Source organism: Variovorax sp. P1_H2, from assembly GCF_056405295.1.
Genome location: NZ_JBFUCJ010000055.1, coordinates 28,633 through 42,417, shown reverse-complemented (window position 1 = coordinate 42,417; position 13,785 = coordinate 28,633). Strand labels below are relative to the sequence as shown.

The following is a 13,785-nucleotide window of genomic DNA, read 5'->3' as shown; positions in this document are numbered from 1 at the left end:
CGCTGAACGCGGCGGTGGAAGCCGCGCGCGCCGGCGAGCAGGGCCGCGGCTTCGCGGTGGTGGCCTCGGAGGTGCGCAGCCTGGCGCAGCGCTCGGCGGCGGCGGCCAAGGAGATCAAGACGCTGATCGGCGACTCGGTGGAGAAGGTCGAGGAAGGCAGCAAGCAGGTGGCGGAGGCCGGCAAGACGATGGAGGAGATCGTCGACAGCGTCAAGCGGGTGACCGACATCATGGGCGAGATCACGGCGGCCAGCCAGGAGCAGACCTCGGGGATCGAGCAGATCAACCAGGCGATCACGCAGATGGACCAGGTGACGCAGCAGAACGCGGCGCTGGTCGAAGAGGCCTCGGCGGCCGCGCAGTCGCTGCAGGAGCAGGCCGGCAGCCTGGTGCAGGCGGTCAGCGTGTTCAAGATGGCGAGCGACGGTGAAGCCGCGCGCGTGATCGCACGGGCGAAATCGAAAGCCCAGGCGCCGCAGGCAGCGCGCAAGCAGGCCGGTGCCGCATCCGCTGTGCCGGCACCCAGGAAGCCGACGGAGTCGGTGCGCTCGGAGCCGAAGCTCGCTTCCTCGTCCGGCGACTGGACCGAATTCTGAATCCGGCCGCGCCAGTGGCCGCCACCAAAGGAAAAGAAATGCAGTGGTTTCAACATCTGCGCGTGACGGTCAAGCTGGTCTTGAGCTTTCTCGTGGTCGCGGCACTCGGCACCGTGGTCGGTGCGCTCGGCATCTTCCACATGGCGCGCATCAGCGCGTCGACCGAAAGGCTCTACAGCCATGAGCTGAGCGCCTTGCAGGCGGTGCAGCAGGCCAATATCGCGCTGCTCTACGCCAGCCGGTCCCAGATGACGCTGCTGTCGGCGGCCACGCGCGGCGAGCGCAATGCGGGCGCCACCGCCATCCGCAAATCGCTCGAAGACCTGGAGGCCCGCGCCGCCGAGGCCAAGCCGCTGTTCGAGGAGAGCGAGGCGGGTGCGAAGCTCTATCGGCAGTACGAGGCATTGATCTCGCCGCTCAAGCAGCGCATGGCCGAGTTCGTCGCGCTGGTGGCCAAGCAGTCGCTGGACAGCTCCCAGTTCGACGGCCGCGTGGGGGACGACAGCGCGCAGTTGCTGAAGGATTCCCGTGCGCTCGAGGAGGTGCTCGAAGCCATGGTGGCCCACAGCAACATGCTCGCCAAGGCCAGTGCGGAGCACGCCGCCGCGACCTATGGCAGCTCGCGCTGGATGATGCTGCTGATCGCCGGGGCAGGACTGCTGGCCAGCGTGGGCATGGGCATGATGGTCGCGCGCTCGCTCGGGCGGCAGCTGGGTGGCGAGCCCGCCTACGCGGCCGAGGTTGTCGGACGCATCGCGAGCGGCGACCTGGCGGTGGAAGTGGACACCGGCTCGGCGCGGGCCGGGAGTCTGCTGCACTCGATCCGGCTGATGCAGATCGAGCTGACCCAAGTGGTCGGGAAGATCAAGGTCTCGAGCGACACGATTGCCACGGCGTCGAACCAGATCGCCGCGGGCAACCAGGACCTGTCCTCGCGTACCGAGGCGCAGGCCAGCTCGCTGGAGCAGACGGCGGCGTCGATGGAAGAACTCACCAGCACGGTCAAGCAGAACGCCGACAACGCGCGCCAGGCCGACCAGCTGGCGGCCTCGGCCTCCGAGGTGGCGGTCAAGGGCGGCGAGGTGGTGAGCCAGGTGGTGGACACGATGGCCTCGATCAACGCCTCGTCGAAGAAGATCGTGGACATCATCGGCGTGATCGATGGCATCGCCTTCCAGACCAACATCCTGGCGCTGAACGCGGCGGTGGAAGCCGCGCGCGCGGGCGAGCAGGGCCGCGGCTTCGCGGTGGTGGCGGCGGAGGTGCGCAGCCTGGCGCAGCGCTCGGCGGCGGCGGCCAAGGAGATCAAGGGGCTGATCGACGACTCGGTGGGCAAGGTGGGCGCGGGCAGCGCGCTGGTGGCCGAGGCCGGCAAGACGATGGAAGAGATCGTCGGCAGCGTSAAGCGGGTGACCGACATCATGGGCGAGATCACGGCGGCGAGCCAGGAGCAGACCTCGGGGATCGAGCAGATCAACCAGGCGATCACGCAGATGGACCAGGTGACGCAGCAGAACGCGGCGCTGGTGGAAGAAGCCTCGGCGGCCGCGCAGTCGCTCCAGGGGCAGGCCGGCGACCTGTCGCAGGTGGTGGGCGTCTTCAGGCTGCGGGCTCAGGATGACGCGGTGCGGCCTTCAAGTCTTGCCTAGTGTTGCCGATATAGAACCCGAAGGCATTGCAGCGACGATGCCGCATGCAACACCCAACCTACAGCCAACCAGGTAATCCCCCATGTCAGGAAGTTTGTTCTTTACGGGCCTGAGCGGTCTCAACGTCGCGCGAACCGCGCTGATGACCACGGCCCACAACACCGCCAACGTCTACACCACGGGCTACAGCCGGCAGGTCGCCGAGGTTGCCGCCAACGCCGCGGTCGGCACCGGCTCAGGCTACATCGGCACCGGCGCCAACGTCACCACGATCAGCCGCAGCTACGACCGCTACCTGACCGCCCAGCTCGCGTCGGCCCAATCGTCCTCGGCCGCGTTGAATTCCTACGGCACCGAGATCGATCGCATCGACTCGCTGCTGGCCGACAAGACCTCCGGCATCAGCGTGCTCATGCAGGGCTTCTTCACGGCGGTGCAGGGCGTCGCCAACACGCCGGCCGACTCGGCCGCACGCCAGCAGCTGATCAGCTCGGCGCAGTCGCTGTCGAACAAGTTCCGCTCCACCGACCAGTACATGAGCGACCTCAACGATTCGGTCAACGACCAGATCACGGGCAGCGTCTCGCAGATCAACACCTATTCGAGCCAGATCGCCAGCCTCAACCAGCAGATCAGCATGATGAGCGCGGTGGCCGGCGGCCAGCCGCCGAACGACCTGCTGGACCAGCGCGACCAACTGGTGAGCGACCTGAGCCAGATCGTCGACGTCAAGGTGCTCCAGCAGGACAACGGCAAGTACAACGTCTTCATGGGCAACGGCCAGTCGCTGGTGACGGGTGACCAGGCCATGAGCGTCAAGGCGGTGCAGTCGGCCGCCGATCCGACCCGCATCGCGGTGGCGCTGGTCGGAATCGCCGGCAACGTCTCGGAGCTCGGCGAGGACGTCATCACCGGCGGTTCGCTGGGCGGATTGATGTCCTTCCGCAGCCAGACCCTCACCTCCACGCAGAATGCCATCGGCCGGCTCGCGATGGCGGTGTCGGGTGCGTTCAACGACCAGCACAACCTGGGCGTCGACCTCAATGGCGCACTCGGGACGGACTTCTTCAGCAGCGCCACGCCCGGCGTCTTCACGAATGCGAAGAACAGCGGCAACCTGGTGCTGGCCGCAGCGGTGACCGACACCAGCAAACTCAGCACCAGCGACTATTCGGTGCAGGTCACCGATGTCGCGGGCACGCTGAACTACGCGGTGACCCGGCTCTCGGACAAGCAGTCGATGGGTACTTTCACCACCTTCCCGATCAGCTTCGACGGCGTGAGCCTGACCCCGGCGAGCGGCACCGCGCAGAACGGCGACTCCTTCCTGGTCCAGCCCACCCGGACCGGCGCGCGCGACATGGACGTGCTGGTGCTGGACCCGGCAAAGGTGGCGGCAGCCTCGCCGGTCATCACCGGCAACAGCGCCGGCAACCAGGGCAGCGGCAAGCTCGGCGCGGCGACCGTCGACGCCAGCTATCCCGGCACGCCGCTGGCTGCCAACGTGACGCTGAGCTACGACGCCGCGACCGGCACGCTGTCGGGCTTCCCCGCGACCTCTGCCGTCACCGTCACGCTGGCCAACGGCAGCTCCACCCTGTACCCGGCCGGTACCGCCGTTCCATTCACGGCGGGCGCCACGATGCGCTTCGACGGCATCAGCACGACGATGGCGGGCGCGCCGGCGGACGGCGATACCTTCACCATCGGAAAGAACAGCGCCGGCGTTTCGGATGGCAGCAATGCCCTGCTGCTCGGCGCGCTGCAGCGCCAGGCCACGATGGGCAACGGCACGACCACCTTCAACGGTGCCTATTCGTCGCTGGTCAGCGAGGTCGGCAACAAGGCGATGGAAATCAAGGTCGCGACCAAGACCCAGGAGAGCGTGACCAGCCAGATCAAGGCCAGCCAGCAATCCATTTCGGGCGTCAACCAGGACGAGGAAACCGCCAACCTGCTGATGTACCAGCAGATGTACCAGGCCAACGCGAAGGTGATCCAGACCGCCTCGACGATCTTCGACGCGATCCTCGGCATCCGCAGCTGATCGACGCGATCCCAGAACAGAATCAAGGAGCCGTGATGCGCATCAGCACCAGTTCATTCTTCGAGCTGAACACCCTCGCGATGGGGCAGCAGCAGCAGAACCTCTTCAACGTGCAGCAACGCCTGTCCGCGGGCACCAAGTTCCTGACCGCCGGCGACGACCCGGTGGGTGCGGCACGCGCGCTCGGCGTCAGCGAGACGCTGGCCGAATCCTCGCAGTACGCGTCCAGCCGCGAGCGCGCGACACTGGCGCTCAAGCGCGAGGAGACCGCGCTCGACAGCACGACCGTGCTGCTGCAGAACATCAAGACCCTGACCGTGCAGGCGGGCAACGGCACCTTGTCGGACGCCGACCGTGCCGCATTGGCCACCACCATCCAGAGCAACCTGGACCAGCTGGTGGGCCTTGCGAATTCCGACGACGGCAACGGCCAGTTCCTGTTTGCGGGCTTCAAGAGCGCCAACCCGCCTTTCGCGGCGCAGGCCGGCGGCGGGGTGCAGTACGTGGGCGACCAGGGCCAGCGCCTGATGCAGGTCGACGTGGCGCGCCAGCTGTCGACGTCGGACGACGGCCGCAGCGTGTTCCAGTCGGTGCAGGGCGGTGCGGGCTATGTCACCTCGGGCGCGGCGGGCAACCTGGGGACGGGCGTCTTCAGCGCGATCAGCGTGGTCGACGCCACCGCGGTCAACTACGGCAAGGACTTCACGGTCAGCTTCACGGGCGGCAACTACACCGTGTCGACCCAGGACACGCCGCCGGTGGTCGCCGCGACCGGCGCCTTCACGGCCGGCTCGCCGATCGCCTTCGGCGGCTTGCAGCTCAGCTTCACCGGCACGCCGGCGGACGGCGACAGCTTCGACGTCAGCACCGCCAAGAATGCCGGCACCGACATCTTCGCGACCATCGGCGAACTGGTCACGGCGCTGCGCACCCCGCTGACCGGTGGCGGCGCGGCGGCGCAGGCCAAGCTGCAGAACGCATTGAGCACGGCCAATGTGAAGGTCACGAACGCCCACGACAACGTGCTCACCATCCTGTCGTCGGTGGGTTCGCGCATGAACGAGGTCGATGCCCTCGACAGCGGTGGCGCCGCGCGCGACCTGATGGACAAGAGCTACCTCTCGGCGGTCCAGGACCTGGATCCGGCCAGTGCGATCTCGGAGTTCTACCAGCGCCAGACTTCGCTGCAGGCGACCCAGATGACTTTTGCGAAGCTGGCGTCGATCTCGCTGTTCAACTATCTGTGAGCTAGCTAGCGAAGCACCATCAACAGCAGGCCGGTGACCGCCAGCGCCCCGTTCCAGGCCTGCCGCGGCAGCGGGCCGCTGAGCAGGCGCGGGTGCAGGGCGACGCCGCGGCACACGCCGCCGGCGATCGCGCCGGTCGTGGCCAGCATGGCCGCCGTGTGAACGCCGACGGCCGCCAGCGCAAGGACCAGCGAGCCCGATGCGGTGATCTCGCGCGCGGGAATGTCGGCCAGGCACAGCGGCACCAGCGCCGGGACCAGCATCAGGCCGGACCCGTGCGCAGTGGCCATCAGGAAGGACCAGAGGGCGATGCCGACATGGCCGGCGCGCATGCCGAGGGGCCTGTGCGGGCCAGCGCGGTGCAGCAAGCGGAACGCCGCCGCGCCGACCAGCAGCGCGCCGGCGAGACCCTGGACCAGCGTGCGGTCCATCGACAGGCCCCGCGCAAAGGCCCAGGCCACGACCGCCACCGATGCGGCGTGCCCGATGGCGATGGGCAGCAGGGCACGCCGCGCCTGCGCGCCGTCCCGAGTCCGGACGCCGCAGGCGGCTGCGAACATCCAGCCGCTGGCCGGGCTCAATCCGTGCAAGGCGCCGAGTCCGGCGATGGCCAGCCAGGGCCAGAGGTGGGTCATGGCGCAGTCATCCCGGCGATGCGCGGCAGGCTCAGGCCTGCGCCTGGCAGCAGGCGCTGGCCGTCGGCGCTGCCGTTGCGACCGGTGCCGACGCGTAGCGGTCGTGATGCCGCAGCCATTCCATCCCGTAGCTCAACTGCGCCTCGTCGCGTCCCTTGGGAACGAGGTCCAGGAACGCATAGGCGCCCATCATCAATTCCACGCCGCGCCCGTAGGTCGAGTAGGTATGGAAGACCTCGCCCGCGTCATCCTTGTAGAACACGCTGATGCCGGGGGCTTCCTCCTGCGGGAAGGGCTGCAGCGCATAGTTGTAGTTGACCTGGCCGGTGGCGCGTTCCTCCGGCGTGAAGCTGACGCCGAAGTCGTGATTGAAGTCGCTGCCGTGCGAGGATACCCACTTGAACTGCCAGCCCATGCGCTGGCGAAAGCGCTCGATTTCGGCCAGCGGCGCGCGCGAGACGACCACCAGCGTGAGGTCGCGCTGGGCCAGGTGCACGGAGATCCCGTCGATGTGGTCGGCCATGAAGGAGCAGCTCTTGCAGCCTTCCTCCCACCCCGGGCCGAACATGAAGTGCTGCACCACCAGTTGGTGGCGGCCTTCGAAAAGGTCGGCGAGCGTGCGCCGGCCCTCGGGCCCGTCGAAGACGTAGTCCTTGTCGATACGCACCCAGGGCAGGTTGCGGCGCTCGCGGGCGAGCTGGTCGCGCAGGCGCGTCAGCTCCTTCTCGCGCGCCAGCAAGGTCTTTCGCTCGGCGATCCATCGGTCCCTGGACTCGACGGAATGATTCACGGTGCTCGTTTCGGAAATGGCGGTGTTCATGATGTGCTCCTTGGCAGGCTTGCGGCGTGCGATCACGGCGTGGCGCTTTTCGGGYGACGCACGGCGCGGACCTTTCCGCTCCCACCGCCGCCGCAATAGAAGAGATCCGCACCGTCGGACTCGAGCCCGCTGACGCCGATGCCGGGCGGCATCTCGAGCCGTTCGAGCACGGTACCGTCGTCCGGGTCGATGCGGCGGATCTCGCTCTCGTCTCCCTCCCAGGTCCCGTGCCACAGTTCGCCGTCGACCCAGGTGACGCCGGTGACGAAACGGTTGGATTCGATGGTCCGCCTGACCGCGCCGGTCTCGGGGTCGATCTGGTGGATCTTGCGGTCGCGGTACTGTCCGACCCACAGACTGCCCTCGGCCCAGGTGAGCCCCGAGTCGCTCCCGTGGCCGGGCGTCGGAATCGACGCCACCACGTTGCCGCTGGCGGGGTCGATCTTGTCGATGCGTTCCTCGGCGATCTGGTACAGGTACCTGCCGTCGTAGGCGGTGCCGGCGTCGCAGGCGCGGTCGAGCGTGCGCGTGGGCGCTCCGCTTTCGGGATCGAAGGCCACCAGCCTGTCGCCGGTGGCGGCCCAGACGCGCTGGCCGTCATGGGTCACGCCGTGGACGCGCTCGGCGCCGGCGAAGGGGCCGTATTCGCGCACGATCTCGGCCGCGCGCACCGTGGCCTGAGGTCTGTCCTTGCTTGTCTTTCGGGTCATCGTCGGCTCCTTGTGTCGCGCCTCGGATCGGCGCGGTGAGACAACTCTATTCAATCGGGAGCGCAGCGGGGAGTAACAATATCGTCGTGAAACCGGCCAGCGGCGGCGACAGCCAGCGGCGCGCCCGGGTCTGCCCGATGGAGCGCACCCGGCCGGCCGCCTCGAGCTCGGCGAGCGCGCGCTGGACGGTGCGTTGACTGGCCCCGAGGGCCAGCGACAGGGCCGAGGTCGACCAGGCGGCGCCGTCCGAGAGCAGCGCCACCAGCGATGCCTGTTCGCCGTCGATCGGCGGCGCCAGGACGGCGACATCGCGCCCGTCGCGGGGCCCGAGCACGAAGCCGCGCGGCGTGGCCTCGATCGACGCCAGCGTGGCGACCAGCGCGCGCAGACGGCCGATCTCGACCCGCAGCCGCGCCCGGTGCGTCTCGTCGGGGCGGCGGGTACCGAACGCGCACGCGATCAAGGCCTCCCGATCGACATCGCCGGGCCATGCCTCGGCGAGTGCCCGCGCCAGCGCGAACAGCACCGGCCGGCGCGCGAGCGGCCGCCACGCGGCACCCGCGCGCAGCCCGCGACGGCAGGCGTCGACCACCAGCGTGCCCGAGTCCAGCAGGGCGGCGACCTCGCCGAGGCGCAGCGCCTGCTCGCCGCCGGCGTCCAGGCGCCGGGCCGCGGGACGATCGAGCGCGGCCCGTGCCTCCGCCACCTCGGCCAGCAGGGCCGGCACGCGTGCGCGAACGGCCGCCTCGTGCGCCCGGTCAAGTGCCGCCAGCGCCGGGCCGGTGCGCAGCGAGCGCAGCGCGAGTTCGGCCGCGGTCAGCTCGGCCACCGCCGCCAGCGACGGCGGCAGTCCGCCCGCATCGAGACGCGCCAGCGTGGCCGCGGCCTCCTCGAGGCGGCCGAGCAGCAGCAGGCGGCGCGCCGCGATCAGCCGGGCCTGCAGCGCATTGGCGCGATCGGCGCGGGCCTCCAGCGTGGCCGCGGCTGCCGCCAGCGAGCGCGGCGAACCGCCGAGATCGCGCATGGCCAGCGCCACTTCGGCCTCGGCGACGATGCAGCGGGCGCGCGCCAGTTCCTCGTGGGTGCCGAAGCCGCGGGCGGCACGCCGCAGCAGCTCGCGGGCGCGCGGATGTTCGCCGAGCTGGGCCATGGCGATGCCGCGCATGGCCAGCGCCGGCGGGTCGTCACGCAGGGCAACCCGCTTGAGGGCACCGAGCGCGTCGCCGGCGGCCAGGGCGCGCGCGGAGGCGGCGATCAGGGAGTCCATGGCGACAGGTTACCTTGCCGGGCGGCCGATGGGCCCGTCCGGCAAGCCTTTGCGCTCGCCGGCCGCCGCGCTCAGCGCCGCAAGGCGCCGGCGAAGCGCAGCATGGCATCGATCCCGGCCGCGAAGCGCGGCTCCAGGAACACCGCCAGGTGCGGGATCAGCAGCTGCATCATGCCGATGCCGGCCAGCAAGGTCAGCGGGAAGCCGACCGCGAAGATGCTGAACTGCGGCGATGCGCGATTCAGGATGCCCATCGCGAGGTTGAGGATCAACAGCGCGGCCACCAGCGGCAGCGAGAGCATCATGCCGCTGGCGAAGATCTGGCTTGCGCCCGAGACCAGGAACATCCAGCCCTGCGCGGCCAGCGGCGCATCGGCGATCGGCAGCGCCTCGAAGCTGCGCGCCAGCGCGGTGATCATCAGCAGGTGGCCGTCGACGGCGATGAAGATCAGCGTCGCCAGCATGTTCAGCAGGCGCGCCACCACCATCGTGGCGCCGCCGTTCATGGGGTCGAAGAAGGAGGCGAAGGACAGGCCCATCTGCAGGCCGATGTACTCGCCCGCCGCCAGCACGGCGGTGAACACCATGCGCATCGTGAAGCCCATCGCGGCGCCGACAAGCACCTGCTGGATGATGATCCAGACGCCGCCGGCCGAGACCACCGGGACGTCGGGCATCGGCCCCAGCGTGGGGGCCAGCACCAGCGCGAGCATCGCGGCGATCGCGACCTTGACCCGGCGCGAGACCCAGGTCTCGCCGAAGATGGGCGCGGTGCTCACCAGCGCCAGCATCCGGACGAAGGGCCACAGGAAGCCCACCATCCATGCGGTGAGCTGCGCCGACGTGACCTCGAAGACGGGCGGCATCAGGCCGCCGCCGGGCCGCCCCAAGGCGGCCTGCGGCCCCCTCGGGGGGCAGCGACCCACGAAGTGAGGAGCGTGGGGGCCAGCCAGGCCGCCGCCGGGCCGCCCCAAGGCGGCCTGCGCCCCCCTCGGGGGGCAGCGACCCACACGAAGCGGGGGAGCGTGGGGGCCCAGGCCGCCGCCGGGCCGCCCCAAGGCGGCCTGCGGCCCCCTCGGGGGGCAGCGACCCACACGCAGTGGGGGAGCGTGGGGGCCATATTCACCCCACGATCTGCGGAATGCTCATGAACAGCGCGCGGATGTAGTCCAGCATCTGGCCGAGCATCCAGGGGCCGGCGATCACCAGGGTCGCGAACACCGCCAGCAGCTTCGGGATGAAGGACAGCGTGGCTTCGTTGATCTGCGTCGCGGCCTGGAAGATGCTGATGATCAGGCCGACGACCAGCGCCACCAGCAGCAGCGGCGCACCGAGCGCCAGCGACACCTGGATCGCCTGGTTGCCCATCGACATGATGGTTTCTGGAGTCATCCTGTTTCCTTCCTTCCGATCCATGGTCGTTCCCGTCTCCGGGGTGTTCGTGAAACACCGCGCAACCGGCTTTGCCGGGCCGCTGGTGTTGCCCCCGGCAGGGGGTGGGCGGGCTACACGCAGTGAGCCCAACCTGGGGGCGAGCTCAGGTATAGAAACTCTGGGCGAGGGCGCCGATGAGCAGCTGCCAGCCGTCCGCCAGCACGAACAGCATCAGCTTGAAGGGCAGCGCAATGCTGGCCGGCGGCACCATCATCATGCCCATCGACATCAGCACGCTGGCCACCACCAGGTCGATGATCAGGAAGGGAATGAAGATCGTGAAGCCGATCTGGAAGGCGGTCTTCAGTTCGCTGATCACGAAGGAGGGCAGCAGGATGCGCAGCGGCACCTCTTCCGGCCCCTGCATGTCGGGCACCTTGGCCAGCTTGGCGAACAGCGCCAGGTCGTTCTCGCGGGTCTGCCGAAGCATGAAGGCCTTGAAGGGCTCGATGCCGCGCTCGAGCGCGCGGTCGGCGCTGATCTTGTTCTCGGAGAAGGGCTTGTAGGCCTCGGCATACACCTTGTCGAACACCGGCGCCATGACGAAGAAGGTCAGGAACAGCGACAGACCGACCAGGATCTGGTTCGGCGGCGAGGACTGCGTGCCGATCGCGGTGCGCAACAGCCCCAGCACGATCAGGATGCGCGTGAAGCTGGTCATGCACAGCAGCAGTGCCGGCAGGAAGGACAGCGAGGTCAGCAGCACCAGCGTCTGCACGCTGAGCGACCAGGTCTGGCTGCCGCCGGGCCCGGGCGTGCTGATCAGGCCGGGCATGCCCTGGGTCCAGGCGGCCATCGGCAGCGCCGCCGCGAGCAGCGCCAGGCCGGCCTTCAGGCTCCGGCGAAGAGGCGTGTTCACCATGGCGCGGGGCTTGCCTTGCCGGTCAGGGACTCGCGCAGCTTGCGGGCGAACAGGTCGACCGGGCTGCGCGCACCCGCATCGGCAGCCGCCGGGGTGCCGGCCACGGCTTGCGCCGGCAGGGAATGCAAGGTGTTGATCTGGTTCGAGGTCACGCCCAGCACCAGCCAGGTCCCGGCGACCTCGACCACCACCACGCGCTCGCGCTGGCCGATGCTGGCGTTGGAGACCACCTTCACCACCTGGCCGCTGCCGCCGAAGCGCTGCAACCCGAAGCGGCGCGCCAGCCAGGCGCACGCGAAGATCAGGCCCAGCACCATCAGCATGCCGAGGCCGGCCTGCAGCAGGCCCGAGGCACCGACCACCGGCGCCACCTCGACGGCGTGGGAGGGCACGGTAGGAAGGCTCATGGAGAGACCTCCGCGCTGCGCGCTGCGGTATTCGCCTTCGGAGCGGCCGTGCGGCTCATGAACGCGCCAGCTTCTGCATCCGCTCCGACGGCGTGATGATGTCGGTCAGCCGGATGCCGTACTTGTCGTTCACCACCACCACCTCGCCCTGGGCGATCAGGTAGCCGTTGATCAGCACGTCGAGCGGCTGGCCGGCCAGGCCGTCGAGCTCGACCACCGAGCCCTGCGACAGCTGCAGCAGGCTCTTGATGGTGATGCGGGTGCGGCCGATCTCGGCGGTGAGCTGGACCGGCACGTCCATCACCCGCGCGATGTCGACCGCCGAGACCGCGGCGGTCGAGGCCGGTTCCTGGATCTGCTGGAAGACCTGTGCGGTGGCGGGCGCCGGCACCGGCTCGGCGGCCGGCGCGGGAGGCGTTGCAGCGGTCTGCTCGGCCAGCGCGCTGGCCCAGTCGTCCGCGTCGCTGGCGGTGGCGTTGTTGTCAGTCATGGTCGTTCTTCACATCGCTGTCTTGGTGGGAGATCATTTTTTGCACGCGCAGGGCGTAGCGCTCGTTCGAGGTGCCGAAGCCGCACTCCATCACGGGCACGCCATCGACCCGGGCGATGACGGTGGAGGGCAGTTCGATCGGCAGCACGTCGCCGACCTGGAGCTTGAGGACCTCGCCGATGGTCGAGGACATCGTCACGAAGTCGGCCGTGAGCTCGACGTCGGCGGCCTGCATCTGCCTGGACATCTGCTTGACCCAGCGCTTGTCGATCTCGACCTCGTCCTGGATCGGGTTCGACAGCAGGTCGCGGATCGGCTCGATCATCGAATAGGGGATGCACACGTGCAGGAAGCCGCCGATGGGGCCGAACTCGATCTGCAGCGTGGTGTTGATCACCACCTCGTTGGGCGCCACGATGTTGGCCAGCTTGCCGTGCATCTCGGCGCGCACGTAGTCGAATTCGAGCGGGTACACCGGCTGCCAGGCCTCGCCGTAGCATTGCAGCGAGAGGTCGAGGAGGCGCTTGATGATGCGCTGCTCGGTGCGCGTGAAGTCGCGGCCTTCCACGCGCACGTGGTAGCGGCCGTCGCTGCCGAACAGGTTGTCGACCACCAGGAACACCAGCTTCGGATCGAACACGAAGAGCGCCGTGCCGCGCAGCGGCTTCATGTGCATCATGTTGATGTTGGCGGGCACCGGCAGGTGGCGCACGAACTCGCCGTACTGCTGGATCTGTACCGGCCCGACCGAGATGTCGGGGCTGCGGCGCATGAAGTTCAGCAGCGCGCCGCGCAGGCCGCGCGCAAAGCGGTCGTTGATGACCTCCAGCGTGTGCATGCGGCTGCGCACGACCCGGTCGGGCGCGCCGAGGTCGTAGGCCGGCAGCCCGTCGGCGGGCGCAGGCGGCGTGGATGTCTGGTCGACGCTGCCGCCGGTGACGCCTTGCAGCAGGGCATCGACCTCGTCCTGCGAGAGGACTTGTTCATAGGCCATGGGTGGCTTGCCTGGTGGGGGTCACTGCACCACGAAGGTGTTGAAGGCGACGCTGGCGATGCCCTGCTCGGGCAGATCGCCGTTGAGCGGCCGGTTCAGCTCGGTGCGGATCTCCTCGGCCAGCTTGCTCTTGTCCTCGGGCGAGACCAGCGAATCGGCGGTCCGGTTCGACAGCAGCATCAGGGCCCGGCTGCGCAGCTCGGGCATGAACTCGACGATCTGCGCCTTCGACGGCTCGCCGCGCACCTTGAGCGCCATGCCGACATGCAGGAATTTGGCGCGGCCTTCGCCCTGCAGGTTCACGGTGAAGGGCTCCAGGGTCACGAAGATCGGTTTCTCGGGCGCCGGCTTGGCGGCCTCGGCCTGCGCGGCCTTGGGGCCGAGGAACACATAGGCGACCGCGCCGGCGGCCAGCAGGCTGATCCCGATCAGGAGGCCGATCAGCAGCTTCGAGGAACGAGGCGCGGCGGAGGAAGCGTTGGGTGAGGTGGCCATGGTGAAGCTCGATTGACTTGTTCGGTCTATTCTTTGCGAACTGAAGGCTTGGCGAACGGCCGATCAGGGGTGGAAAAGCGCGTCAGATCCGTTCATTGCCGTCTGAGGACAGAGCAAAAACTGCTGCGCAGT

General features: G+C 68.9%; 15 protein-coding genes. 4 read left to right on the top strand and 11 right to left on the bottom strand.

Translation table 11 applies throughout. The features are described 5' to 3' along the window. From AC1D2E_RS19270 to flgL, 4 genes are all read left to right on the top strand, one after another. Nucleotides 1-596: methyl-accepting chemotaxis protein (locus AC1D2E_RS19270; RefSeq protein WP_478198874.1), on the top strand; the 596-nt coding region annotated here is incomplete at its 5' end. A 38-nt stretch (nt 597-634) separates the two neighbouring features. Continuing rightward, entirely contained in the window at nt 635-2,245 is a 1,611-nt protein-coding gene (locus AC1D2E_RS19265; protein WP_478198873.1) for a methyl-accepting chemotaxis protein, read from the top strand. A gap of 82 nt (nt 2,246-2,327) precedes the next feature. After that, entirely contained in the window at nt 2,328-4,292 is a 1,965-nt protein-coding gene (flgK, locus tag AC1D2E_RS19260; RefSeq protein ID WP_478198872.1) for a flagellar hook-associated protein FlgK, read from the top strand. 35 nt (nt 4,293-4,327) lie between these two features. After that, nucleotides 4,328-5,539 (top strand): flagellar hook-associated protein FlgL, encoded by a 1,212-nt coding sequence (gene flgL / locus AC1D2E_RS19255; RefSeq protein WP_478198871.1) that lies wholly within the window; start codon nt 4,328-4,330, stop codon nt 5,537-5,539. Between the two features lie 5 nt (nt 5,540-5,544). Here the strand turns inward: flgL and AC1D2E_RS19250 are convergent, their stop codons facing one another. The 11 genes from AC1D2E_RS19250 to AC1D2E_RS19200 form a co-directional block, all read right to left on the bottom strand. Next, nucleotides 5,545-6,174: a hypothetical protein gene (locus tag AC1D2E_RS19250; protein WP_478198870.1), complete on the bottom strand. Its 630-nt coding sequence runs from the start codon at nt 6,172-6,174 to the stop codon at nt 5,545-5,547. A gap of 31 nt (nt 6,175-6,205) precedes the next feature. Next, nucleotides 6,206-6,994, bottom strand: a complete 789-nt coding sequence (locus AC1D2E_RS19245; RefSeq protein ID WP_478198869.1) for a DUF899 domain-containing protein — start codon at nt 6,992-6,994, stop codon at nt 6,206-6,208. Between the two features lie 32 nt (nt 6,995-7,026). Beyond that, nucleotides 7,027-7,704 (bottom strand): Vgb family protein, encoded by a 678-nt coding sequence (locus tag AC1D2E_RS19240; protein WP_478198868.1) that lies wholly within the window; start codon nt 7,702-7,704, stop codon nt 7,027-7,029. A 46-nt stretch (nt 7,705-7,750) separates the two neighbouring features. Continuing rightward, complete coding sequence (locus AC1D2E_RS19235) at nt 7,751-8,971, bottom strand: helix-turn-helix domain-containing protein (RefSeq protein ID WP_478198867.1); 1,221 nt, start codon at nt 8,969-8,971, stop codon at nt 7,751-7,753. 71 nt (nt 8,972-9,042) lie between these two features. Beyond that, the gene (gene fliR, locus AC1D2E_RS19230; RefSeq protein WP_478198866.1) at nt 9,043-9,837 is read right to left on the bottom strand and encodes a flagellar biosynthetic protein FliR; all 795 of its coding nucleotides are present in this window, start codon (nt 9,835-9,837) and stop codon (nt 9,043-9,045) included. Nucleotides 9,838-10,093: 256 nt separating this feature from the next. Further along, nucleotides 10,094-10,363, bottom strand: a complete 270-nt coding sequence (gene fliQ, locus AC1D2E_RS19225) for a flagellar biosynthesis protein FliQ (protein ID WP_478177143.1) — start codon at nt 10,361-10,363, stop codon at nt 10,094-10,096. 145 nt (nt 10,364-10,508) lie between these two features. Further along, a complete protein-coding gene (gene fliP, locus AC1D2E_RS19220) occupies nt 10,509-11,267 on the bottom strand; it encodes a flagellar type III secretion system pore protein FliP (protein ID WP_478177142.1) in 759 nt (252 codons plus the stop codon). Next, nucleotides 11,261-11,674, bottom strand: coding sequence for a flagellar biosynthetic protein FliO (gene fliO / locus AC1D2E_RS19215; RefSeq protein WP_478198865.1), 414 nt, complete (start codon nt 11,672-11,674; stop codon nt 11,261-11,263). The genes fliP and fliO overlap by 7 nt, the downstream gene beginning before the upstream one ends. Nucleotides 11,675-11,729: 55 nt before the next feature. Then, on the bottom strand, nt 11,730-12,164 hold the full coding sequence (fliN, locus tag AC1D2E_RS19210; protein WP_478198864.1) for a flagellar motor switch protein FliN: 435 nt from the start codon (nt 12,162-12,164) through the stop codon (nt 11,730-11,732). Beyond that, nucleotides 12,157-13,158, bottom strand: a complete 1,002-nt coding sequence (gene fliM / locus AC1D2E_RS19205) for a flagellar motor switch protein FliM (RefSeq protein ID WP_478198863.1) — start codon at nt 13,156-13,158, stop codon at nt 12,157-12,159. Before fliM ends, fliN begins: the two co-directional genes overlap by 8 nt. A 21-nt stretch (nt 13,159-13,179) precedes the next feature. Next, on the bottom strand, nt 13,180-13,653 hold the full coding sequence (locus tag AC1D2E_RS19200; protein WP_478198862.1) for a flagellar basal body-associated FliL family protein: 474 nt from the start codon (nt 13,651-13,653) through the stop codon (nt 13,180-13,182). Nucleotides 13,654-13,785 lie beyond the last annotated feature (132 nt).

Bases quoted from the DNA above. Each gene is read 5' to 3' on its own strand.
- flgK (WP_478198872.1), top strand. From the start codon at position 2,328: ATGTCAGGAAGTTTGTTCTTTACGGGCCTGAGCGGTCTCAACGTCGCG.
- flgL (WP_478198871.1), top strand. From the start codon at position 4,328: ATGCGCATCAGCACCAGTTCATTCTTCGAGCTGAACACCCTCGCGATG.
- AC1D2E_RS19250 (WP_478198870.1), bottom strand. From the start codon at position 6,174: ATGACCCACCTCTGGCCCTGGCTGGCCATCGCCGGACTCGGCGCCTTG.
- AC1D2E_RS19245 (WP_478198869.1), bottom strand. From the start codon at position 6,994: ATGAACACCGCCATTTCCGAAACGAGCACCGTGAATCATTCCGTCGAG.
- AC1D2E_RS19235 (WP_478198867.1), bottom strand. From the start codon at position 8,971: ATGGACTCCCTGATCGCCGCCTCCGCGCGCGCCCTGGCCGCCGGCGAC.
- fliR (WP_478198866.1), bottom strand. From the start codon at position 9,837: ATGCCGCCCGTCTTCGAGGTCACGTCGGCGCAGCTCACCGCATGGATG.
- fliQ (WP_478177143.1), bottom strand. From the start codon at position 10,363: ATGACTCCAGAAACCATCATGTCGATGGGCAACCAGGCGATCCAGGTG.
- fliP (WP_478177142.1), bottom strand. From the start codon at position 11,267: ATGGTGAACACGCCTCTTCGCCGGAGCCTGAAGGCCGGCCTGGCGCTG.
- fliO (WP_478198865.1), bottom strand. From the start codon at position 11,674: ATGAGCCTTCCTACCGTGCCCTCCCACGCCGTCGAGGTGGCGCCGGTG.
- fliN (WP_478198864.1), bottom strand. From the start codon at position 12,164: ATGACTGACAACAACGCCACCGCCAGCGACGCGGACGACTGGGCCAGC.
- fliM (WP_478198863.1), bottom strand. From the start codon at position 13,158: ATGGCCTATGAACAAGTCCTCTCGCAGGACGAGGTCGATGCCCTGCTG.
- AC1D2E_RS19200 (WP_478198862.1), bottom strand. From the start codon at position 13,653: ATGGCCACCTCACCCAACGCTTCCTCCGCCGCGCCTCGTTCCTCGAAG.